We start from the raw sequence: 22,102 nt of genomic DNA on the forward strand, positions 1-22,102 counted from the left end.
GTCGTGTTACAACCCCCCACTGAGCACAGTCTGTTGCGTGCTCAGATCCCGTATACAGGGACAAGGTATGCCCACGGATGTTCGTTGATTGCGGTTTTGAGGAAATGCCGGTGACGCAGTTTGCCGACGTTCCGTCAGGTTCGCTCCAGGAGCATGCCGTCCTTCTCGTCGTGCAGCGCGCCGGTGCGCGGGCACTCCCACACGCCGGGCTCGCCCTCGCGCTCCACGAGCCGGACCCCCGCCCGGCCCACCCAGCCGATCCGCCGCGCCGGCACACCCGCCACGAGCGCGAAGTCCGGTACGTCCTTCGACACCACGGCGCCGGCCGCCACCAGTGCCCAGCGCCCGACCCGCACCCCGGCCACGCACACCGAACGGGCCCCCAGCGAGGCCCCCTCGGCGACCACGACCCCGGCGGGCTCCCAGTCGCCGTCGCGCTTGAGCCGGCCGTCGGGCTCGACCGCGCGCGGGTAGAAGTCGTTGGTGAGGACGGCGGCCGGGCCGATGAACACCCCGTCGCCGAGTTCGGCGGGCTCGTACACGAGCGCGTAGTTCTGGAGCTTCACGTGGTCCCCGATGCGTACGCCGGGCCCGACGTACGCCCCGCGCCCCACGATGCACCCGCGCCCGAGCCGGGCCTCCTCCCGTATCTGCGCCAGATCCCAGATCGTGGTCCCCTCACCGAGCTCGGCGCTCTCGTCGACCTGGGAGGAGGGTTGGATGCGGACACTCACGGCGCGGTCCCCTTACGGTTCGCGAGGCATACGGAGGCATGCGGGCATACGGACGTACGGACGCACGCCCGTACGAGCCGAGCATATGCGCCGACGGGACACCCCGCGGGTGGATCAACCAACCGCCTCTGCACAGGATTTGGCCGGATTCACACCCTGCGCACCGGACGGTCAGAGGAGGCGTTCGGGGACGGAGCCGGCCGGGACGGTGCGCGTGTGGAGGCGGCCGTCGGGGGCCAGGAACTCCACGTCGCCCATCGGGTCGGCCGTGACCTCGCCGACGACGGCGGCCTGCCGGCCGTGGGGGTGGGCGCGCAGCGCCGTCAGGACCCGGCCGGTGTGCTCCGGCGGGACGAACAGGCACAGGCAGCCCGCGCAGGCCGCGTCCAGGGGAGCCAGGCCGCGGGCGCCGAGGGCCACCCGGGCCTCGTACCGTACGGGCAGGGCGGCCTCCTCGACGCACAGCGTCAGGCCGCGGCCCGCGGCGCACTGGCGCAGCACCTCCGCCAGACCTCCCGCGACCACCGTGCGGGCGTGGTGGATGTCGGCGCCCACCGCCCGCAGCATGCCGCCGAGCGGGGCGCAGTCGCTGGGGACGTGGTGCTCGTAGCCGAGGCCGTCGCGCAGGGAGACCAGGTGGGCGGCGTGGCTGCCGAGCGGCCCGGTCACCACGATGCGGTCGCCCGGCCGGACCGAGTCGAGGTCCAGGGCCGGTGCGCCGGGGCCCAGCACCCCGAACGCGGTCGCGGTGACGAAGACCCGGTCGGCCTCGCCGGCGCGGACGACCTGGGTGTCGACGGCGGCGATCGTGACCCCGGCCTCGGTGGCGGCGGAGCGCACCGAGGCGGTCAGCCTGCGCACCAGCTCCAGCGGGAGCCCGGCCTCCAGCACGATGCCGAGGGCGATGTGCCGGGGTTCGGCGCCGGTGACGGCCAGTTCGTTGACGGCGCCGCAGACGGCGACCCGCCCGATGTCGCCGTTGCCGAAGAAGGGCGGGTCGACGACGTACGTGCCGGTCCGGACGACGACGCTCCGGTCCGGCAGCAGCTCGTCCTCGATCAGGGCCCGTACCCCCGGACCGAAACCGACCTGGGCCGCGTCCCACCCCTGTGTGTACGTCACGCCATCCCCCGATGCCCGCGAGTCATGATCGCCCCATCATCCTGCGCGTACGGGGCCCCGCATACCCGTTTCGGCCGTACGGCGACGGATGAGGGGTCAGTAGGGGCGGCGGCCGGGACGTTCGTAGCCGCGCAGCAGGACGACGGCGCCGGCGGTGGCCAGGGCCGGGAGCAGCGCGAAGCCGGCCAGCATGCCGAGTTCGGCGGTCGCGCTCTGCTCGGCGGCGCGGCCGGTGCCGGAGGAGACGTAGCCGGACGCCTGGAGCACGAGGCCGTAGAGGAAGGGGCCGAGGGCGACGCCCAGCCCCTCGGCCGTGGCGAACAGGCCGGACAGGACGCCCGCCTGGCGGCGCTCGGTGCGGGCGGAGTCCCGGGCGATGCAGTCCGGCAGCATCGCGTACAGGAAGAGCAGCTGGCCCGCGTGGCCGGTGCCCGCGAGCGCCATGGTGGCGAGCACCGCCGCCGGGGGCAGCAGCGGGGCGGCGAGGAAGAGCAGGCAGCCGGTGGCGAAGAGGGCGGAGGCGAGGGCGTAGCCGCGGCGGCCGCGCAGCCGTGACCAGAGCGGGAGGGTCAGCAGATTGGGGGCGACGAACGCGGCCACCATGGGGCCGACGTCGGCGGAGTCGTGCAGGACGTGGTCGGCGAAGTACGGCGCGCCCGCGAGGAGGACCCCGGTCGCGACGGACTGGACGACCGCGCACCGCAGCAGCGCCGTGAAGGAGGGGTTGCCGCGGGCGGCCGCGAACTGGCGGCGCAGGCTGGGCTCGCTCTCCAGGACGGGGCCGGACGGACCGCCGCGGGAGGTGCCGGCGAACACCCAGAGCGTACCCAGGGCGATGACCGCCGCGCCGAACACGCCGACCCAGCGGTGCCCGGCGAGACCACCGCCACCGGCGTCGACGAGGGCGGGCGCGGCGGCGCCGGTGACGAGGGCCGCCACCCCGATGACCGCGACCCGCCCGCCGACCAGCCGCATCCGGTCCTGGTCGCGGTCGGCGAGCTCGGCGGGCATGGCGACGTACGGCACCTGGAAGAAGGCGAACGCGGTGGCGGTGAGCAGGTAGCCGGCCGCGGTGAACCAGGCACCGGCGGTGCCCGGCAGCGGGCCCGCGAAGGTCAGCGCGAAGGCCAGGGCCATCACGAGGCCGCCGCCGAGGACGTACGGACGGCGGGCGCCCCAGCGGGTACGGGTGCGGTCGCTGGCCCGCCCGACCAGCGGGTTGAGCAGCGCGTCCCACGCCTTGGGGACGAAGACGATCGCCCCGGCCAGCGCGGCGCCCACGCCCAGGGTGTCCGTGAGGTACGGGAGCAGGAGCAGGCCCGGGAGGGTGGTGAAGGTACCGGTGACGAGGGAACCGGAGGCGTAGCCGAACCGAAGCCGGGCGGGCAGCCCGGCCGCCGGCCGGCCCGGCGATCCCGAGGGGGCGGGCGGGGCGTCCGGCACGGCGCGGGGGGTGCGCGCGGACCTCGTGGTGGCCATCGGGGGGCTCCCTTCCGGGATCGGGGAGAGCGACGGTACGAAGGCCCCGCCCGAAGGGGTGGGGGATGTCCCGGAGGGCGGGGCCTCGGGACGAACAGTGCATCCCGCCGCATGGAGGCCACTAAAACCCCGGGGCCCGCAGGGGCCCGCGGAGCGGGACGAGTTCCTGCCATGCACCTTGCTGACACCGGCGCCGGGTGGCTGCCCGCTCCACCGCCGCTCCACCATGGCTGCAGAGAAGGAGAGGGACATGACAGTCGACAACGGCACGACCTCGCCCCCCACCATCCATGGACATGCGACCGCGGGCACCCAGCACCTGATCCACCGTCCGCCCACCCGGGCGTACTACGCCCTGGACGCACCCAGCCTGGGTGAGGAGCACTTCACCCTCGTCGGCGCGACTCCCGTCACTCACCCGCTCTTCAACGACGGCCCGGGGCACTTCCACGACCTGCAGATCGCCACCGAGACGGTGCGCGAGATCGGCGAGTTCGTCGGGCACCGCTACTTCGGCGTGCCGGACGACCGGCCCGGACTCTTCTACCGCTTCACCCTCGACTTCACCGACCTCTCCGCCTGGCGCACGGACGCGGGCGCCGCCGGCCCCGTCCCGCTGGCCACCCACATCACGGCCCGCCCGGCGAACGTGGTGGCCGAGGTCCCGCGCGGTCTCGACTTCCACCTCCAGGTCACCATCGACGGCCGCCCGTGCGCGACGGGCGCGGCCGGCCTGGTCTTCCTCATGCCGAAGCTGTACCGCAAGCACGTGGAGCACTCCCGGCAGGCCCTGCAGGCCGCGCCCGAGCTCGACGACGCCCCGGACGGCCCGCTGCGCCCGGTCGACTCCGCCGAGGCGGGCCGCTACGCCCCCGAGAACATCGTGATCAGCGAGCCGACCGACGTCTCGCGCGGCCGGCTCAGCACCTGGCTGCTCTCCACCCGGGTCAGCCCCGTGTTCACCGGCGAGGACGGCCAGTACTCCGGTCTGCACCTGATGGAGGCACTGCGCCAGACCTCGCTGCTCGCCTCGGGCCGCGCGCACGGCCTCAACCCGGCGCGCAGCACGCTGGGCGCCTGCCAGGTGCACTTCCGCGGGCCGGCGGAGCGCGATCTGCCGCTGCGCTGCGTGGCGGTGGCCGGGCCGCTGGGACGGGACGACGAGGGGCGGCCGACCGTCCCCGTCACGCTCACCCTGACGCAGCGCCGCCGGGCCGTCGCCGAGGCCCGTACCTCCGTGGTGCAGGACTACTGAGCATCATGCGCTTCGGGATTCTGGGCCCGCTGGAGGTCGCCGGCGGTACGGGCCCCACGGACACCGGCCAGTCGGCCTCGTACGCCCCGCAGGCCGCCAAACTGCGGGTCGTCCTCGGCACGTTGCTGGTCCGGGCGAACGAGGTCGTGTCGGTGGAGAGCCTCATCGACGAGCTCTGGCCGGACGCGCCGCCGCGCACCGCGACGACGACGCTCCAGGTGTACGTCTCCCACCTGCGCAAGACCCTGCAGAGCGCCGATCCGGAGAACGGCCGGGAGGCGCTGGTCACCCGGCGCCCGGGCTATCTGCTGCGGGTCGGGCCGGAAGCGGTCGACAGCACGGCCTTCGAGGAGCTGTCCCGGCGCGGCCACCAGGCCCTGCAGGCGGCCGACTTCGCCGCCGCGGCCGAGCTGCAGCGGCGGGCGCTCGCGCTGTGGCGCGGGCCGATGCTGTCGGACACCCCGCACGGTCCCGTACTGGAGGGCGCGGCCGTGCGCCTGGCGGAGGCGCGCACGACGGCGCTCGACGAGCGCATCCGGGCCGAGCTCCACCTCGGGCTGCACCGTGAACTCGTCGCCGAACTCCAGGAGCTGGTGGCCGAACACCGGATGCACGAGGAGTTCCACACCCATCTGATGGTGGCGCTGTACCGGTGCGGGCGGCAGGCCGAGGCCTTACGGGTGTTCGCGCTGCTGCGCGAGACCCTGGTCGAGGAGCTCGGGATCGAGCCGGGTCCGGCGTCGAGCCGGCTCCAGCGGCGCATCCTGGAGGGCGACCCCGCGCTGTCGCGGTCGGGGGCCGGGACGAGGGCCAGGACGAGGGCCAGGACGGCGGCCGGGACGGGGACTGGCACGGGGACCGGTGCGGGGACGAAGGAGGCGGGCGCCGGACCGGCCCTGGCCGCGTCCCACGATGCCGCGGCCGGGGCCGAAGTCGCTTACGGCGAGCGGGCGTCGGGCAGCGGCGCGGGGGACGCCGCGGGCGGCCTGCCCGCGGCGTCCGGCGCGCCGCTGCCCGCCGCCGACCCCTGTTTCACCGCCCGGGCCGACGAACTCACCGCACTGGAGCGGATGCTGCGCAGCGCCCCGGCGGGCGGCTGCGTCGCCGTCACGGGCATGCCGGGCGCCGGCAAGACGGCCCTCGCCGTCGAGGCCGCGCACCGGGTGGCGGACGCCTTCCCCGACGGGCGGATCTTCGTGGACCTGCGGGACGGCGCCGACACCCCGGCGGACGGGCCGCCGGCGGACCGGGCGCAGACCCTGGACCGGCTGCTGCGCGGCTCCGGCGGGCCCGCCGGCCCGGCGGACGGCTCCTCGGCGGCCCCCCGGGTGCTGGTGGTCCTGGACGGCGTCACCTCCGAGGCCCAGGTGCGGCCCCTGCTGCCCGCGCTGCGGGGCGCCGTGGTGCTGCTCACCGCGCGCCGCGTGCCCGCCGGGCTGCCCGGACTGCGGTCGGTGGTGCTCGGACCGTGGCGGCCCGAGGAGGCCAGGCGGCTCGTCGGGCTGTTCACCGGGCGCGCCGGGACCCGCGCGGTGACGCGTGGCGGCACTCCCGTCCTCGATCCCGGTCCCGCCCCCGATCCGGGCACGGTCGCCGAGATCGCCGAACTGTGCGGGCGGCTGCCGCTCGCCGTGCGATCCGCGGCCGCGCAGCTCGCGGCCCGGCCGCACTGGTCGGCCGCCACCCTGGCGGAGCGGCTGCGGGAGGAGAGCGGCCGCCTGGACGCGCTGCGCAGCGGCGACGTCGACGTACGGGCCCGCCTGCTGGAGGCGTACGCGGCGTGCCCCGAAGAGCAGCGGCGGGCCTTCCGGCTGCTGTCCCTGCTGCCCCCCGGCCGGTTCGGCGCCGTGCAGGCCGCCGCCGCGCTGGACCTGACCGGGCCGCAGGCCTCGGCGGCCCTGGAGGCCCTGGCCGACGGGCGGCTGGTGGCGGTGGACCGGGAGGGCTGGCACCTTCCGGAGCTGCTGCGGCTGCTGGCGGTGGAACGGCTGGCCCTGGAGGAGGAGCCCGGGGCGGTGCGCGCGGGGGCCGAGCGGGTGTGCCGGGCGTACGTCGCCGCCGCGGAGCCCGGTCACGCGGCGGACTCCGGTGCGCGCGGGCTCGTACGCCTGGCCAGGACCGCGTACGAGGCCGGACTGTGGGCGCTGACGGTGCAGCTGACGGACGCCCTGGCCGGCGCGGGGGTGCAGGACGAGGGCGAAGCCGCCTACACGCTGGCCCTGGACGCCGCCGAGCGGTGCGCGGACCGGCCGGCCCAGGCGCGGATGCTGCGCTCGCTCGGCGATCTCGCCTGGCAGTACCGGCGGGTGGAGCGGGCCCACGAGCTGTTCTCCGGGGCGCTGGCCCTGGCCCGGGCCGCGGACGACGAGGAGGAGGCGGCGCGCGCCCTGGTGGGACTGGCCGAACTGCGCCTGGACGCCGGGGAGTCGGCGGAGGCCGCCGCCCTGCTGGAGCCCGCCCTCACCGCCCTGTCGGCGCCCGGCCGCACGCGGGGCCGGTACGAGGCGAGCCGCGCGCGGGCGCTGCTGGCGCTGGCGCAGGACGGGCCGGAGACCGCCCGGGCCTGGTTCGGCGAGTGCCTGGAGCTGGCGGGCGCGCTGCGCGACCACCGGCTGGAGGTGTACGCGTTGCGCTCGCTGCGCGCGCTGAGCAGCCCGTCCGGGCCGGGGGCGGACTCCGGCTCCGGTTCCGGTTTCGGCTCCGGCTCCGGTTTCGGCCCTGCGGCGACGCGTGCCGTGGAGATCCGTCCGGGGCTCTGGCGGATCCATCCGGCCGGGGTCCGCACATGAACGGGTGGCAGGGGTCGACCGGACGCCCCCCGGGTCCGGTGCCGGAGCTCGTCGGCCGCGCACTCGAAGTCGCCGCCCTGCGCGAGCGGTTGCGGGACCCGGCGGTGCGGCTGGTGACGGTGACCGGGCGGGCCGGCGTGGGCAAGAGCCGGCTGGCCCTGGAGGTCGTACGGGAGATCGGCACGGAGATCGGCGGGGGGTTCGGCGGGGAGACCGACCGGGAGTTCGGCGGGGAGTCCGGCCGGGCGTTCGCCCGGGTGGAGCACCTGGACCCCGCGGTCGCGCGCCCGTACCTGCCGGAGCCGCACGACCCGGTCGGCCCGCACGACCCGGCCGGCCGGATCCTGGTGGTGCTCGACGGCTGCGACCACGAGGCGCGCCCGGCCGCCGCCGCGGCCGCGGAGGCCCTCGCCGACGATCCGCGCGTGGTGGTGCTGGCCACCGCCGTGGAGCCGCTCGGGGTGTACGGGGAGCAGCTGCTGCCGCTGGCGCCGCTGCCCGTACCGGGGCCCCGGCGGGGACCGGCCGGCGGCGCCGCCGATCCGCCCGAGGTGCAGGAGGCGGCCTCGGTCGCGCTGTTCGTGCGCCGGGCCCGGGACGCCGACCCCTCCTTCGCCCTCACCCTGGAGAACGCCGGGGCCGTCGCCGAGATCTGCACGCTGCTGGGCGGCCTGCCGCTGGCCGTCGAACTCGCCGCGCGGCGGCTGCGGCTGTTCCCCGCGCACCTGCTGCCCGGGCGGCTGCGCGGCCGTACGACCATCCTGTCCGGCGGGCCGGCGAACGCGCCCGAACGGCACCGCTCGCTCGCCGCGCTCGCCGAGTGGAGCTGCCGCGGCCTGGACGAGGGCGCCCGCGCGCTGCTGGGCCGGCTCTCGGTGTACGAGCCGGGCTTCGGCCTGTCGGCGGCCGGGCTGTCGGCCGAGGCGGCCGTCGAGACCCTGCTGGACCGCGGGCTGCTCGCCGTGGTGGGCGAGGAGCAGGGGGAACTGCGGCTGGCCGTGCCCGAGCCCGTACGGTCCCACTGCCGGACCGAGCTGGTGGATTCGGGCCGCGAGGGTGCGGCGCTGGACGCGCACGCGGAGCGCTACCGGCTGCTGGTCACCGCCGCGCAGCCGGGCCTGCTGGGTACCGAACAGGACCGATTGCTGCGGGAGTTGGCGGCCGAGGGCGCCAATGTGTGCGGCGCCCTGCGCCGGCTGCGGGAGCGCGGCGACAGCGAGACGGCGGCCGCCCTGGTGCTCGGCTGCCGCCTCCCGTGGCTGGCGCAGGGGCGGCTGCGGGAGGGACTGGAGTGGTGCGACGACACCGCCGAGGCGGGCGGGCCGGCGCTGCCGGAGGCCGTACGGGCCCGGCTCGCCGACACCTCCGGCGTGTTCGCGCTCGCCCTGGGCGATCCGCAGGAGGCCGTCCGCCGCCACCGGCACGCGCTGGCCCTGGGCAAGGGCGTCGGCGACCGTCGGCAGAACGCGCTCGTCTCCGCCCGGCTCGGCGCGGCCCTGCTGCGGGCCGGCGATCCGGCGGGCGCGCGGGCCGTCCTGGTGACCGCCCTCAACGCGCTGGAGTCGATGGGCGTCACCGGGGGCGCGGCCGAGGCGGCGGGCTCGCTCGCCGCCGTCCTGCGTGCCGAGGGCGACCGGCGCAAGGCGCGGGAGCTGCTGGACCGGTCGGTGGAGACGTTCCGGCGGATCCGCGACGGGCGGGGGCTCGCGGGCGCCCTGCGGACCGCGGCCGCGCTCGCCCTGGAGGGCGACGAGGCGGACGCGGCGGACCGGGCGCTGCGGGAGAGCCTGCGGCTGTACGGGGCCTTCGGCGAGCGGACCGAACTGCCGGGCGTGCTGGAGGAGTTCTCCCTGGCGCTGCTCCGCACCGCGCCCGCCCAGCAGCCGCGTGCGGTACGGCTGCTGGCGGCGGCCGACACCCTGCGCGGCGAGACGGGCGCGCAGGTGCCGGACGAGTGGCGGTCCGCGGCCGAGCGCGCCCGGACGGAGCTGAGCGCGCGCCTCGGCTGGACCGACTTCGCCGTGGCCTGGGCGGAGGGGGTCCGGATGCCCGTGCCCGCGGCGGTGGCAGAGGCCCTTTCGGCGCCCGCGCCCTCGCGGCGCGCCGCGGCCGGGACGGCCCCCGAGGCGCAGTCGCTCACCCCGCGGCAGGTCCAGGTGGCCCTGCTGGTCTCCGAAGGCATGACGAATCGTCAGATAGCAGCCAAGCTGGACATCTCCGAGTGGACCGTGGTCAATCATGTCCGGCACGTGATGCGCCGCCTCGGGTGCAGTTCGCGCGTGCAGGTGGCCGGGGCGGTGGGCCGATGGGCCTGACCGGCCCCGCCGCGGGCGGCACGGCGGGCACGCGCCCCGGGCCCAGCCCGGCGCGCCCGCTGGACCTGGTCCCGCCCGCCGAGGTCGCGGAGCGGTTCCGGGCCGCGGGCTGGTGGCGCCCGCAGACCTTCCTCGACGACCTGTACCGTACGGCCGCCCGCGCGCCCGGGCGCCCCGCCATCGTCTCGGACCGCGCCCACCGGCCCGCCGGCCTGCGCCGGGTCACCCTCGACTACGCCCAGCTCGCCCGGTACGTCGACCGGTTCGCCGGCGCCCTGACCTCGCTCGGCGTCGTCCCGGGCGATCCGGTCGCCTTCCAGCTGCCCGACTGGTGGGAGACCGCGGCCCTCACCCTCGCCTGTCTGCGGGTCGGCGCGGTCGCCGTGCCTGTACTGCCGACGGTACGGGCCCACGGGCTCCACCGGATCCTGGACGGCACCCGGGCCCGGATCTGCGTGGTGCCGGACGTCTGGGAGGGCTTCGCGCACGCCGAGGCCCTCGCGGACCTCGCCGGGCGCCTGCCGTGGCTGCGCCACCGGGTCGTCCTCGGGGACGCGGCGGCGACCGGAGCGGTCGATTTCACCGCGTACTTCCAGCGCACCGCCCACGAGCGCACCGAGGCGGGCCTGCGCAGCCGGCCGCGCGGCGGGCAGGCCGACCGGCCCGCGCTGCTGATCAGCGTCATGGGCCTGCGGGACGCGTACACCTCGGTACTGCACTCCCCCAACACCCTGTACGCCAACATCTCGGCCCAGAGCGGACCCGACGGCCCGGGGCGGCGGCCCGGCGAGGTCTTCCTCAGCACGCTGCCGCTCACCTCGCTGGCCTCACTGCTCTACACCGTGTGCTGGCCTCTGGCGGTCGGCGGCACGGGGGTCCTCCAGGACGTGTGGGATCCGGGCCGGTGCCTGGACCTGATGGCCGAGGCCGGCGTCGACCAGGTCTACGCGGAGCCGGCCTACCTGTCCGAGCTGGTCACCGCGCAGCGCCGGCGCCGCCGGGAGACGGACCGGCTGCGGCTGGTGCTGTCGGGGGGCCGCACCAGCACCCCGGCGCCGCTCGCCGCCGAGCTCCGCGAGGTGTTCGGCGTACCGGTGCTCTCCGTGTGGGGGGCGCCCGAACTCGGCATGGGCGCGCTCTCCGACACCGCGCGGGGTGGTGACGGCGCGCTCCCGCTGCGGGGGCTGGAGGTGTCGGCGGCGGACGCGGCTTCGCCGCTGGAGGTGCGGGGCCCGTCGGTCTGCCTGGCCACCTGGCGGCACGGCGCGCCGGCGCCGGTGGCCACCTGGGAGCGGCGGGACGGCTGGCTCGACACGGGTGACCTGGCGACGGCGGACCGGCACGGCGGGATACGGGTCCTGGCCCGGGCCGGCACGCGGACCGGCGCCATCTTCATGGTCCCGGTCGCCGAGGTGGAGGAGGGGCTGCTGGCCCACCCCCGGGTGCGCGAGGCGGCGGTCGTCGCCTACACCGACCCCGAGCACGGGGAGCTGCCGTGCGCCGTCGTGGTCCCGACCGCCCTGGACCGGCCGCCGGGGCCGGCCGAACTGCGCGAGCACCTCGTCTCGCTGGGCGTCGCGGAGGCGTTCCTGCCCACGCGGCTGGAGATCGTCGGCGCCCTGCCGCGCGACGAGGGAGGCCGGATCCGACGCGGCCCCCTCCGCACCTGGCTGACCCGCCTCCACCCGGGCACACCACGGCTATCCCCACCCTGACCACTGGGACCGCCGGACCGTACGGGTCCGGCCGGCTGCGCCGCTCGGGCGGGGTGGGGTGGGGGCCGGTTGTGCCGGGGCCGGGCGCGCGCCGGGGCGTCTCCTCGGACGCCGAACGTGTCGAGGGGTCGGAGTGCGGAGGCTTGTTGTGTTCGGCGCCCTGCGGGGATCACCCCGACACACACCCGACCCCGGCCCAACCGGCCCGGTTCGATCCCAACCCTGGCGACCCTTCGGCTACGCCGCACAAATTCAGCCCCTCCGGCGTTTGAGGAGCGGGTCCGGGCAGAGCCCCGATCTTTGAGCCGCGCGATCCAGCCTCGCCGCACAATCCAGCCCCGCCGGCGATTGAGGCGCGGGTTCGGGCGGAGCCCGGCGACGGGCTAGCCGGCGAGTTCGCGGGCGAGGGCGCCGAGTTCGGTGCGCCAGGCGCGGGGGATCCGGGCCCCGGCCAGGGCTTCGTCCGCGCGGCGCACAAGGCCGGCGATCGTCTCCTCCGCCCTGTCCCGCGCCTGCGCGTCGAAGAACACGTCGCGCAGGAACTGCGCGTCGCCGTCGAAGCCCGGGCCGCCGCTCAGGAATCCGCGGATCCGCCAGGCCCCGTGCACGGCCCGCGCGTACGCCTCGTAGGCCTCGGCCAGGTCCTCGCGGCCCGCGAGCCCGGCGCCCATCAGCAGCGCGTGCCGCAGCCCGTACCAGCCCGCGCCGCAGCCGCTGCCGCAGACCTCCAGGCACTGCCCCGGCCAGGCGTCGTCGAGGTACTCGGTCGCCGCGGCGGCCTCCATGTGCGCGCCGATGGCCCGTTCGGCGCGCAGGTCGTCCCACAACCGCCGCGCCTCGTGGGGCAGTCCGACCGCCAGCCGGTCCCCGTAGGCGAGGGCCAGGTCGCCCGCGAGGACGGCGGTGCCCTCCCCGAACCGGCGCGGTTCGCCCCGCCAGCCGTTGCGCTCGTGTTCGGCGGCATGGCTGATGTGCAGCGTGGGGATGCCCCGGCGCAGCGGTGCGTTGTCCCGTACGTCGGCCCGTATCACCAGGCAGGTGTCGAGCAGTTCGAGCGCGGCGGCCGCGGTGACCGCCTCCTCCCCCGCCGGGTCGCCGCCGGCGGCGAGGTACCCGGTGAGGCAGATCGCGGGGCGGGCCCGCTCCCCGCCGGCCTGGACGAGCTCGGCCACGCCCATCACCAGGACGGCGCTGCGCGGGTCGGACGTACGCCGGGTGCGGTGCTCCTCGGCGAGCAGTCCGGCGAGTCGTTCCTCGACCCGGTCGATCATGGCGTCACGCACCTGTCCGGGCGGCGCGGTGCGCCACGGCTGGTCGTGTGTCGGTGTGGTCATGGTGCCCTCCCTGCGGGCTACGTCCTCATGACCGACTTTCCCGTACACCGGGCGCGGAAGCCACCGAAGAGCGCACACAGGCAGGTTCCGGCGTGCGCGGCGGGGCCGGGAGCCCCTGATGTCTGCCACGCCCGGGCGGGGAGGGATTGGCTTGCCATCACCTTGCCATACCGGGTCCCCGCCGCCTCAGACGAGCTCCGCGACGCCCGGCTGGAGGTCGGCCGGAAGGGCCTGCCGGCCGGGAATGTTCAGTTTGCGGTAGACCCGGGTCAGGTGCTGTTCCACCGTGCTCACGGTGATGAAGAGCTTCTTCGCGATCTCCCGGTTCGTGTGGCCGTGCACCGCGAGCAGGGCCACCCGCCGTTCCGACTCGCTCAGGCTCGCCACCAGTCCGGCGTCCGGCGCCTCGGCCGTCTCCTGCGCCTCGTCCTCCTCACCGGTGTGGCCGGGCAGGATCTTCACGCACAGCGCCTCGGCCCCGCTCGCCTTGGCCAGGTGCCAGGCCCTGCGTTCGACCATGGCCGCCCGGGCCGGTTCGCCCACTTCGCGCAGCACCTGGCCGAAATCGCCCATGGCGCGCGCCAGTTCGTACTGGTCCCCGGACCGCTGGAGTTCGTCGACGGCCCGGGCGAGCATCGCCTGCCGTTCCCTCGGCTCGCGCAGGGTCGCGCGCAGCCGCAGCGACATGCCGCGCACCCAGGGGTCGGCGGCGTCCCGCGTGGTGAGCTGGTCCGCGAGGAACCGCTCCGCCTGGTGGGTCTCGCCGAGCCGGAGCAGGGCCTCGGCCGCGTCCGTGCGCCAGGGCAGGACCCGGGGCCGGTCCAGTCCCCACCGCTTCATGTGGCGGCCGATGTCCAGGAAGTCGCCGAGGGCCGCGTGGAACCGGCTCGTCGCCAGCGCGTACTGGCCCCGGGCGCGCAGGTGGCCCAGTACGTGGACGCTGCCCGCCAGTTCGGCGGGGACGGGCCGGCTCAGGGCGGCCGCCGCCTCCTCGGGCCGGCCCATGGCGAGGCGGGCCCGGGCCAGCGTCCCCGCCGCCGCGCTCAGCAGGATGCTGCCGCGCCGACCCTGGGCCGAGCGCAGGACCTCCTCGGCGGTGTCCGCGGCGCCCGTCAGGTCGCCGGTGCGCAGCCGGGCTTCGGCGAGCAGGGCGGCGAACACGGCCCGCCAGCCGGTGGCTCCGCGCCGCGTCGCCTGCCGGACGAACTCCTCGCACCAGGGCAGCGCGCGGGCCGGGCCGTCGAGGTACAGCAGGGTGCGCAGGGCCTGCGCCACCGGTTCCACCGTGCCCTCGGCGAGGGTGGCCCCGCGCAGGAACAGTTCGGCGGCGCGGACGGCCGTGCCCTCCTCCGTCTCCCCCGGCAGGGTCCACAGGGCCGCCGGGTGGACGGCGGTGCGGGCGGGACGGACCGCCGGGTGCGGACCGGCCTCGGTGTTCCCGCGGCGGGCGGAGGCGGCCCACTGGGGGAACGCCGAGAGGCCGTCCAGCGGGTCCTCGCCCGGGGCGCCGGCGCGGCGTCCGTCGGCGGGCGCGAGCCGTTCCAGTACGTCGACCGCCGCGTCGATGCGGCCCTGGGCGGCGAGCGCCCGGGCCAGCGAGCCGAGCGCGTGCGGGTCCAGCCGGCCCCCGCCCACGGCGGCGAGCGGGGCCGCGAGGTGGTGTTCGGCGGCGGCCGGGTCGGTGCGTCCGGCGACGGTGCTGAGCCGGACGCTCACCTCGGCGCGCAGCGTGTCGTCCGGGCAGGCCTCGTGGGCGAGCTTCAGCAGGGCCACGGCCCGGTCGAGGTTCCCGTCCGCGACGTGCTGGTCGGCGGCGGAGCGCAGGACGGACAGGGCCCATTCCGTACGGGTGTGCCGTGCGGCGAGGAGCTGCGCGGCGGTCGCGGTGTCGGGGGCTCCCGATGCGCGGGCCAACAGGGCGGCTTCGCGGTGCAGGGCCGTCCGGGCGGCCGTGTCCATCCGGTCGAGTACGGCGGCCCGTGCGGCCGGGTGGCGGAACCGGCCTTCGGGGGCGAGCAGGCCCGCGGCCTCCAGTGCGGTGAGCGCCCGGGCCGCGGTGGCCTCGGCGGCGCCGGTCAGCCGTGCGAGGTGGGCGGGGGTCGCCAGGTCGTCGAGTACGGCGATCGGCTCGGCCAGGCCGGCCGTGGCGGGGCCGCTGTGGTGCAGGCACGCGAGGACGGCCTCGGCGTAGCAGTCGCCGGGCAGGGCCCGCGGGTCCTGGAGCAGGGCCCGCAGCAGCAGCGGGTTTCCGCCGCTGGCCTCGTACAGCCGGCCGGCCTCCGCCTCGGTCCGGTCCGCCAGCATCGCGCGGACCGCCTCGGGTGCGAGCCGCTCCAGGCGCAGCCTCGCGAAGTGGGGCAGCCGGATCAGCTCGGTGCGCAGCAGCGGGTCGTCGCCGTGTTCGTGCGCGGACTCGGCGAGCACCAGCAGGACCGCGGCCTGCCGGGTCCCTCGGGCGAGGTGCAGCAGGTAGCGGCGGGACAGCTCGTCGGCGTGGTGGAGGTCGTCGACGCAGACGACCACCGGGGCGGCGCGGCTCAGTTCGCGGACGGCCGCGGCGAAGGCCCGCATGGACTCGACCCGTTCCGCTTCGTCCGGTGACGCCGGCGGCGGGGGGAGCGCACCGGCCGGGGCGTCGGCGGTCAGCTGGCGCAGGACGCCCAGCGGGTGACCCTGTTCGGCCGCGGTGCCGATGGCCCGCAGAACGGCTGCGCCGCGGATCTCCGCCTGTCCGGCGGCCGTTTCGAGGAATTCACTCTTTCCGCAGCCGACGGCACCCTCGACGAGCAGCAGTCCGGAATTCCCGGCCGCACAGCCGGAAAGCAGTGCATCTAACAGGGCAATTTCCTCGGCGCGCCGGAACAAAAGCATAAGAGTCCCCCAGTGCCCCTGTTCCGCACATTCGGCAGGAAAGCGCGAGCACGGAATGGGACTGTTCGAGCGTGGAGCGTGCAGGAATTCACGGTCAGTCTAGGCGGGGAGGGCGCCGCCCACACTGTCCGGAAGTTGCCACGCATCAATTCCCGCGGCCGGCGACGGGGAAGATCCGGCGCGGGATGTCGCGCGGGTGGCCGGGCCGCTGCCACTCCCGCGGATAACCCACGGAGACCTCCTCGAAGCGCACTCCGTCGTACCAGGTGGTGCGCGGGATGTGCAGGTGGCCGTAGACGACGGCGGCGGCCCGGAACCGCGTGTGCCAGTCGGCGGTGAGCTCGGTGCCGCACCACTGGGCGAACTCGGGGTGCCGCAGGATCCGGGTGGGGGTGCGCACGAGCGGGAAGTGGTTGACGAGCACGGTGCGCAGGTCGGGGTCGCAGGCGGCCAGCCGCTCTTCGGTGACGGCGACCCGGGCCCGGCACCACGCCTCCCGGGAGGCGTAGGGGTCGGGGTGCAGCATGAACTCGTCCGTGCAGACCACCCCCGCCTCGTACGCCTGCTCCAGGGCTTCTTCCCTGGTGGCGGCCGTGGGAGTGCGGAAGCTGTAGTCGTACAGGAGGAAGAGGGGGGCCACGATGAGCGGTCCGCCCGGCCCCGACCAGACGGGGTAGGGGTCCTCGGGCGTGTGCACGCCGAAGGAGCGGCAGATCTCGACCAGCCGCCGGTAGCGCGCCTCGCCGCGCAGGGGGTGCGGGTCGTCTCGTACGGTCCACAGTTCGTGGTTCCCGGGCGCCCACACCACGGTGGCGTAGCGCCGGGTGAGCAGGTCGAGCACCCATCGGAGATCGTCGAGCGACTCGCTCACGTCGCCGGCCACGATGAGCCAGTCGGCGGGACTGTCGGGATAGAGCTCCTCGACGATCCGGCGGTTCTCCGGGAATCCGACATGGAGGTCGCTGATACCCATGAGGTTTCCGTGCGGCATTCCGTGAGTGTGCACGGTCGGAGACGGGATGAACACCCCTTCCCTACCCCTCAATTGACGGCAACGAACCCCTGTTCGGGCACATGGCAGGGAGATGGCAATGCCCGTCCGGTCACCCGGCAGTGCCCCCGCAGGCAACGGTTCCGCGGCCCGGTGGATGGCAGCAGCCTGGGAGAGAACCGGGGTTACTCCGGGTCAGTCCGGTTGACCTGGGACTTCGTTCCTGGTCGTGGCGGGGCGGCGGCGCGAGCGTGGGAGCTGTCAGACCGAAACAGCGACCCGAGGGAATGCCGTGCTCACAAAGCTCCTGCCCGCGAACGTCGCGACCGCCGAAGCCACCACCGACCCTGCCGACGTCTTCCTCTACCCGGAGGAGGAGCGCCTGATCCGCAACGCCGTACCCAAGCGGCGGCTGGAGTTCGGCACCGTCAGGTGGTGCGCCCGTCGCGCCATGGGACAGCTGGGCCTGCCGCCCGCTCCCGTGGTGCCGGGCCGGCGCGGTGTCCCGCAGTGGGCGCCTTCGGTCGTGGGATCCATGACCCACTGCGTCGGTTTCCGGGGTGTGGCACTCGCCCGCAGCGCCGAGTTCGCCTCCGTGGGAGTCGACGCGGAGCCCAACGCCCCCATGCCGGAAGGAGTCCTCGACTCGATCGCCCTGCCCGATGAGCTCCGTCTCGTACGGGAGCTGGGGCGGGCGGTGCCCGAAGTGGCGTGGGACCGGCTGCTCTTCAGCATCAAGGAGGCCGTCTACAAGACCTGGTTCCCGCTCACGGGCCAGGAACTCGACTTCACCGACGCCCTGGTGAGCGTGGATCCCGGACAGGAGACCTTCCACGCCCGGCTGTTGCCGGATCCCTCCACACTCTCCCCGGCCGGGCCGACCGCGTTCAGCGGCCGCTGGTCGGCGGAGAACGGCGTACTGCTGAGTGCCATAGCGGTGCCGGCTGTCCGGCTCGCCGCCGTGGGCGCTCCGGTACGGAGAAGCGCTCCCCGCATCTGCCGTGCGGGGAGCGCTTTCTGAACCGCTAGCCGTGGAGGTCGGTCAGCCCCATCGGTCGTCGTCCGGTACGACACCGAAGTCCGGGGTGTCCCCATCGGGCGCGACGGCGGCCACGAACTCGGCGGACGTGTTCGGCACCGCCTGTCCCGCCATGGCCTGAACTCCCAGCGCTAATACCACACTCGTCACTACAGTCAAGTAAATCGAAGATACCTTAACGGAAATAGTTCTCACGACTTCCCCCAGTCGAAGATCGAGTTCCACTCCACCCGCACCGCCGGACACTTCCGACTCGGTGGCTCCGGGTGATGCGAACAGACTGCTTGATCTCGATCAGCCACGCCAAGGGCGGTACGTTGGCGTAAAGTTACGTGGCAGCAATTACACCGATCAGCGGGGGCTGGCATGTTTACTGGGGAGGGCTCGGATTCGGGGTTCGCCGAGCTGGACGACATCAGCGCCGCCGCGTACGGTCTCGCGGTCGAGCGCGGCCGCTTCGTACCTGATCAGATCGCCCAGCAGCTGTCACTGATGCCCGAAGAGGTCGTGCGGGTGGAACAGGTGCTGACCGGGGTGCGCCTGTTGCAGTCCATGCCGGGGAACACCAACGAACTCACCCCCGTCACACCCGATGTCGCGGCCGCCTCCCTGGTGGGGCCCGCCGAACGGCACATACGCGACCTGCAGCAGGCGGTCACCGACGTCCGGGCCAAGCTGCTGTCCCTGACACCCCTGTACTTCGAGGGGCGCCGCCTGCGCAACCGGCTGGAGGCCTTCGACGTCATCACCGACGTCTCCCGGATCCAGGCGATGCTCGACCACCTGAGTCAGAACTGCAAGAGCGAGCTGCTCACCGTCCAGCCCGGCGGCGCACGCCCGGCGGATCTGCTCGCGCAGGCCAGGGACTCGGCCCTGTCCACCCTCTCCCGCGGTGTCCGGATCCGCACCATCTACCAGCACACCGCCCGCAATGACCTGCCCACCCGCTCCTACGTCCGCGAGGTCAGCGAACAGGGCGCGGAGATCCGCACCGCGGACGAAGTCATCGACCGGCTGATCATCTACGACCGGGAGGTCGTCTTCCTGCCGGAACGCACCCATGGCAACAGCGCGCCCGGGGCGGCCATCGTCCGCGAGCCCACGCTCGTGGCCTTCCTGTGTTCCGTCTTCGAGTACCTGTGGGACGGCGCGTCCCCCTACGTCGTCGACTCCCAACGCTCCCCGGCCTCCTCGGACGAGCTCAAGTGGTCGATCATCCGGCTGATGACCAAGGGGTACAAGGACGAGATGGTGGCGCGCCGGCTCGGCATGTCCGTGCGCACCTGCCGCCGCCACATCGCCGAGATCACCGAGGAGCTGGAGGCCACCAGCCGTTTCCAGGCGGGCTACAACGCGGCCCGCCAGGAGATGCTCTCCGGAGGGTCGGTCCCCTCCCTGTCGTGATCCCGGCGACGTGGTCTCAGCGGCCGCCGACCTCGCCGTACGCCCCCTCCTCGTGCTCCGTCTCGTCGAGCGCCTCCGTGATCGCGTCCACGCAGTCCTGGTCGAGCATGGTGGTGACGTGGGCGTCCTGGAGCCGGCCGAAGCCCGCGTCGTACACCGCGGCACTGACGACGTAGCCGTCGGCGACCGGGAACGTACGGAAGATCCACTCGTCCCCGGTCCCCGCGGTCCCGTCCGGCCGCTGGACCCGCACGGCCCTGCCGTCCGGACCGAATCCGAACTCCGTGAACCGGAACTGCATGCCCTGGCCGATGGCCTTGCTGTAGGCCTCCTTGAGGGTCCACAGGCGCACGAGCGCGTCGTTGCGCTCGGCCTCCGGCATCCCGGACAGCAGCACCGACTCGTACGGCGTGCAGATGTGCCGGCCCAGCCCGCCGGCGTGCATCTCGCGGTCGGCCCGCTCCGCGTCCACCCCGATGAGGCCGGTGGTGGTCAGACCGACGAGCAGCAGGTCCTCGGTGTGGCTGAGGCTGATGTCGATCTGGTCGCAGCCGCGCAGGTACGGGCGTCCGGTCGGCCCGTAGGCCAGTTCCAGGTCTGCGGGATCGCTGTCGAGCACCGCGCCCGCCGCGTACTTCAGGAGCATCCGGGAGGCGGTGTAGCGGCCGCGGACGTCGGCGTGCGTCAGGTCGAGGTAGCGCGTCCAGTCCCGGCCGAGCAGCTCGCGCAGCCCGTCGCCGGACGGCACGCCGGGCTCCAGGTCCCTCAGCCACGCGTAGACCAGCGCCGTCCCGTGGGTGGCGAGGTCCTCCCGTACCCGGTCCCACGAGTCGCCGCCCGGCACCACGGCGACGGGCTCACCGAGCGGGGGGCCGAGGGAGGGGCTGCCCGGGGCAGTCATGCGTACTCCTTCACGAGGGTGTGGATCTCCCGGAGGCGGTGCGCCTCCAGCAGACGGTGTACGGGTACCCGGTGGCCGGACTCCTCCAGGAGCGCCACCAGGCGAAGCAGGTTCAGTGAGTCCCAGCCGGGCAGGTCCACCAGTGCGGTGTCCGCGCCCTCGGGAATCGCGATGTCCAGGCCGAGGTCGTCACGGACCGTCCGCAGGAACTCGTCGAGGCTATCGAGGCTCATCGGTCCGCCTTCCCCGCGGGGTTTCGGTGATGCGCACGTGCGCGGGTACGTCCGGTACCCGCTCCAGGTCGTGGTGGAACGCGACCGCGGCGTCCGCCGGCCCGCCGGTCCCCGCCCGTGTGAAACCGCAGGACGGGTAGAAGTCGCGGGCGCGGTGGTTGCGCGCGGTGGGGACGTACCGGGCGGTCACCCCGGACAGTCCGAGCGCGCGGGCCCGGTCCAACACCACGGCGAGGCAGGCCTGTTCGACCCCGCGGGCGAGCACCCGGCAGCTGAGCCACATGTTGTCCAGCTGCAGCACCCCCTCCGTGACGGTCCCGAGCACCGCTCCGACCAGGCCGTTGTCGCCGAACCGGTCCGCACTGCGGGCCGCGAGCAGCAGCCGCGCCGGGTCGGCGGCCAAGGCGGCCAGCTCGGACTCCGGGTGGCCCCCGCCGGCCAGGTTGAACTGGTTGGTGCGCAGGGTCAGCTGGGACATCCGGGCGAACTCGTGGGGGCGGGGCGGGCCGAGACCGACCCGGACCTCCAGCGCCCGCAGGAACTCCTCGTGCGAGCCCGAACCGGCGTGCAGCGCCCGGCGTTCGCGCTGCCGGTGGTACTCGCCGGTCCGGGCCCGGTCCTCGTCGGTCAGCCGCAGGGTGTCGAACCAGCCGTCGGCCAGCAGCCGGGTCATGTGCAGCGCGGGTTCCTCGTCGAGCGCCACGACGGCCACCCCGGGCGCCCCCTGCCGTACCTGGGCGCGCTCGGCCGGTGAGTCGTCGGCGAAGACGAGGGCGTCGGTGCCGAGGTCCAGTTCCCGGGCGATGTCGGCCAGATTGGCGTCCTTGGGCTCCCAATTGGCGTTGATCCGTACGAAGTCGCCCTCGCGCAGCACCAGATCGGGGTGGGTGCTCAGCGCCCGCAGGACCGGGCCCTCGTCGTTCTTGCTGCTGACCGCGAGGAGCACACCTTGGGAGCCGAGCTGTTTGACGCACTTCTGGAAGGCCCCGAAGGCCTCCCCGCGCAGGGTGCCGGCCGCCGCGATGCCCTCGGGCCCCTCCTCGCCGAGCACCCCGTCCCACAGGGTGTTGTCGAGGTCGAGCACCAGGCACTTGCGGACCCGGCCGGCCAACGCGCGGGCGAGGTGCCCGACCTCGCGGGCGTAGGCGGCGAGGAGTTCCGCACCGAGCCGGACCTTGGCATGGCCGGCCAGCCGCGGGTCGGTGACCGGCCCGCCCTCGCCGATCAGCGGGTCCAGGTCGATCACCACGAGCCGGCCGTCGGGATCGGACTCGGTGAGCCGCAGCAGCCGGGCGTTGAACTCCCGCCACACCGCGCCCAGGAGGGCCCGCGAGCGGTGGTCGATCAGCTGGTGGCTGTGGTCGCGCGGCAGCGGGACCGTGTTGAGCACCAGGGTCCCGGGGGCCCCTTCGGCCAGCGCGGCGCACCGGTCCAGCACCTCCTCGGCGGCGCGTTCCACGTCCTCGGGCCGCCACACCGCGGGGACCTGCGCGAAGACGGTCTCGGCGTCCAGCAGGCACACGGTGAGGTCCGGCCGGGCCGTCCACAGCTCGCTGCCGGGGTCGGTCAGGTCGCGCAGGTACGTGCCGTGCTCGCCGAGCACCGGCTTCAGCAGCAGTCCGTGGCGGGCCAGTTCGCCCCGGAGCGGGTCGATGACGTGGCCGACGGTGGACTGGCCGGTGACCGCCACGGTCACGACGGGGGTCCTCGGGTGGTGGGCCAGCACGGCGTCGGCGTCGAGTCCGCCGAGCAGCCGGCCGGCCGCCGCCGCGGACACCGCCCCTCCGGTCGTCCCGGACCCGGCCCCGGGGGCGCCCGGCCCGCTCTCCTGCGCGAGCAGCCCGGGTACCTGGTCGTACGCCTTCTCCAGCACACCCTGCGCGCGCAGTTCGCGCAGCCGGTCCATTCCTGTCGTCATCG

The 22,102-nt window shown here is 75.0% G+C and carries 15 protein-coding genes; 6 read left to right on the top strand and 9 right to left on the bottom strand.

From position 1 onward, the window contains the following. Window positions 1-134: 134 nt before the first annotated feature. The 3 genes from ACFYZ4_RS34795 to ACFYZ4_RS34805 form a co-directional block, all read right to left on the bottom strand. Window positions 135-734: an acyltransferase gene (locus ACFYZ4_RS34795; protein ID WP_390785812.1), complete on the bottom strand. Its 600-nt coding sequence runs from the start codon at window positions 732-734 to the stop codon at window positions 135-137. Window positions 735-905: 171 nt separating this feature from the next. Further along, the gene (locus ACFYZ4_RS34800) at window positions 906-1,856 is read right to left on the bottom strand and encodes an AIR synthase-related protein (RefSeq protein ID WP_351287001.1); all 951 of its coding nucleotides are present in this window, start codon (window positions 1,854-1,856) and stop codon (window positions 906-908) included. A gap of 96 nt (window positions 1,857-1,952) precedes the next feature. Then, window positions 1,953-3,335, bottom strand: coding sequence for an MFS transporter (locus tag ACFYZ4_RS34805; protein WP_390785813.1), 1,383 nt, complete (start codon window positions 3,333-3,335; stop codon window positions 1,953-1,955). A gap of 250 nt (window positions 3,336-3,585) precedes the next feature. On the opposite strand from ACFYZ4_RS34805, the gene ACFYZ4_RS34810 reads away from it, so the two are divergent. From ACFYZ4_RS34810 to ACFYZ4_RS34825, 4 genes are read left to right on the top strand one after another with little or no spacing between them, the layout of a single operon-like run. Beyond that, window positions 3,586-4,590, top strand: a complete 1,005-nt coding sequence (locus ACFYZ4_RS34810) for an AfsA-related hotdog domain-containing protein (protein ID WP_351286998.1) — start codon at window positions 3,586-3,588, stop codon at window positions 4,588-4,590. A gap of 5 nt (window positions 4,591-4,595) precedes the next feature. Continuing rightward, entirely contained in the window at window positions 4,596-7,379 is a 2,784-nt protein-coding gene (locus tag ACFYZ4_RS34815; RefSeq protein ID WP_390785814.1) for a BTAD domain-containing putative transcriptional regulator, read from the top strand. After that, window positions 7,376-9,694: an ATP-binding protein gene (locus tag ACFYZ4_RS34820; RefSeq protein WP_390785815.1), complete on the top strand. Its 2,319-nt coding sequence runs from the start codon at window positions 7,376-7,378 to the stop codon at window positions 9,692-9,694. Before ACFYZ4_RS34815 ends, ACFYZ4_RS34820 begins: the two co-directional genes overlap by 4 nt. Beyond that, window positions 9,685-11,409 (top strand): AMP-binding protein, encoded by a 1,725-nt coding sequence (locus tag ACFYZ4_RS34825; RefSeq protein WP_390785816.1) that lies wholly within the window; start codon window positions 9,685-9,687, stop codon window positions 11,407-11,409. The genes ACFYZ4_RS34820 and ACFYZ4_RS34825 overlap by 10 nt, the downstream gene beginning before the upstream one ends. Before the next feature lie 383 nt (window positions 11,410-11,792). Here ACFYZ4_RS34825 and ACFYZ4_RS34830 read toward each other — a convergent pair whose 3' ends face one another. The 3 genes from ACFYZ4_RS34830 to ACFYZ4_RS34840 form a co-directional block, all read right to left on the bottom strand. After that, a complete protein-coding gene (locus ACFYZ4_RS34830; RefSeq protein WP_390785817.1) occupies window positions 11,793-12,743 on the bottom strand; it encodes a polyprenyl synthetase family protein in 951 nt (316 codons plus the stop codon). A 186-nt stretch (window positions 12,744-12,929) separates the two neighbouring features. Next, window positions 12,930-15,614 (bottom strand): AAA family ATPase, encoded by a 2,685-nt coding sequence (locus ACFYZ4_RS34835; RefSeq protein ID WP_390785818.1) that lies wholly within the window; start codon window positions 15,612-15,614, stop codon window positions 12,930-12,932. Window positions 15,615-15,759: 145 nt separating this feature from the next. Continuing rightward, on the bottom strand, window positions 15,760-16,587 hold the full coding sequence (locus tag ACFYZ4_RS34840) for a metallophosphoesterase family protein (protein WP_384341161.1): 828 nt from the start codon (window positions 16,585-16,587) through the stop codon (window positions 15,760-15,762). Between the two features lie 310 nt (window positions 16,588-16,897). On the opposite strand from ACFYZ4_RS34840, the gene ACFYZ4_RS34845 reads away from it, so the two are divergent. Then, window positions 16,898-17,626, top strand: coding sequence for a 4'-phosphopantetheinyl transferase (locus ACFYZ4_RS34845; protein ID WP_390785819.1), 729 nt, complete (start codon window positions 16,898-16,900; stop codon window positions 17,624-17,626). Between the two features lie 384 nt (window positions 17,627-18,010). After that, window positions 18,011-19,048, top strand: coding sequence for a LuxR C-terminal-related transcriptional regulator (locus ACFYZ4_RS34850; RefSeq protein ID WP_390785820.1), 1,038 nt, complete (start codon window positions 18,011-18,013; stop codon window positions 19,046-19,048). 16 nt (window positions 19,049-19,064) lie between these two features. Here the strand turns inward: ACFYZ4_RS34850 and ACFYZ4_RS34855 are convergent, their stop codons facing one another. Genes ACFYZ4_RS34855 through ACFYZ4_RS34865 form a run of 3 tightly spaced genes read right to left on the bottom strand, consistent with a single transcriptional unit; the run spans window position 19,065 to window position 22,100 of the window. Continuing rightward, complete coding sequence (locus ACFYZ4_RS34855) at window positions 19,065-19,949, bottom strand: 4'-phosphopantetheinyl transferase superfamily protein (protein WP_351286983.1); 885 nt, start codon at window positions 19,947-19,949, stop codon at window positions 19,065-19,067. Continuing rightward, entirely contained in the window at window positions 19,946-20,182 is a 237-nt protein-coding gene (locus ACFYZ4_RS34860) for a phosphopantetheine-binding protein (RefSeq protein ID WP_384341166.1), read from the bottom strand. The genes ACFYZ4_RS34855 and ACFYZ4_RS34860 overlap by 4 nt, the downstream gene beginning before the upstream one ends. After that, entirely contained in the window at window positions 20,169-22,100 is a 1,932-nt protein-coding gene (locus ACFYZ4_RS34865) for an HAD-IIIC family phosphatase (protein WP_390785821.1), read from the bottom strand. Before ACFYZ4_RS34865 ends, ACFYZ4_RS34860 begins: the two co-directional genes overlap by 14 nt. Between the last annotated feature and the right edge of the window lie 2 nt (window positions 22,101-22,102).

This window comes from Streptomyces sp. NPDC001513 (assembly GCF_042894695.1).
Classification (GTDB): domain Bacteria; phylum Actinomycetota; class Actinomycetes; order Streptomycetales; family Streptomycetaceae; genus Streptomyces.

Excerpts from the sequence above, each read along its gene's own strand:
- ACFYZ4_RS34860 (WP_384341166.1), bottom strand. The coding sequence starts at position 20,182 with ATGAGCCTCGATAGCCTCGACGAGTTCCTGCGGACGGTCCGTGACGAC.
- ACFYZ4_RS34865 (WP_390785821.1), bottom strand. The coding sequence starts at position 22,100 with ATGACGACAGGAATGGACCGGCTGCGCGAACTGCGCGCGCAGGGTGTG.
- ACFYZ4_RS34855 (WP_351286983.1), bottom strand. The coding sequence starts at position 19,949 with ATGACTGCCCCGGGCAGCCCCTCCCTCGGCCCCCCGCTCGGTGAGCCC.
- ACFYZ4_RS34835 (WP_390785818.1), bottom strand. The coding sequence starts at position 15,614 with ATGCTTTTGTTCCGGCGCGCCGAGGAAATTGCCCTGTTAGATGCACTG.
- ACFYZ4_RS34830 (WP_390785817.1), bottom strand. The coding sequence starts at position 12,743 with ATGACCACACCGACACACGACCAGCCGTGGCGCACCGCGCCGCCCGGA.
- ACFYZ4_RS34810 (WP_351286998.1), top strand. The coding sequence starts at position 3,586 with ATGACAGTCGACAACGGCACGACCTCGCCCCCCACCATCCATGGACAT.
- ACFYZ4_RS34850 (WP_390785820.1), top strand. The coding sequence starts at position 18,011 with ATGTTTACTGGGGAGGGCTCGGATTCGGGGTTCGCCGAGCTGGACGAC.
- ACFYZ4_RS34815 (WP_390785814.1), top strand. The coding sequence starts at position 4,596 with ATGCGCTTCGGGATTCTGGGCCCGCTGGAGGTCGCCGGCGGTACGGGC.
- ACFYZ4_RS34805 (WP_390785813.1), bottom strand. The coding sequence starts at position 3,335 with ATGGCCACCACGAGGTCCGCGCGCACCCCCCGCGCCGTGCCGGACGCC.
- ACFYZ4_RS34825 (WP_390785816.1), top strand. The coding sequence starts at position 9,685 with ATGGGCCTGACCGGCCCCGCCGCGGGCGGCACGGCGGGCACGCGCCCC.
- ACFYZ4_RS34840 (WP_384341161.1), bottom strand. The coding sequence starts at position 16,587 with ATGGGTATCAGCGACCTCCATGTCGGATTCCCGGAGAACCGCCGGATC.
- ACFYZ4_RS34820 (WP_390785815.1), top strand. The coding sequence starts at position 7,376 with ATGAACGGGTGGCAGGGGTCGACCGGACGCCCCCCGGGTCCGGTGCCG.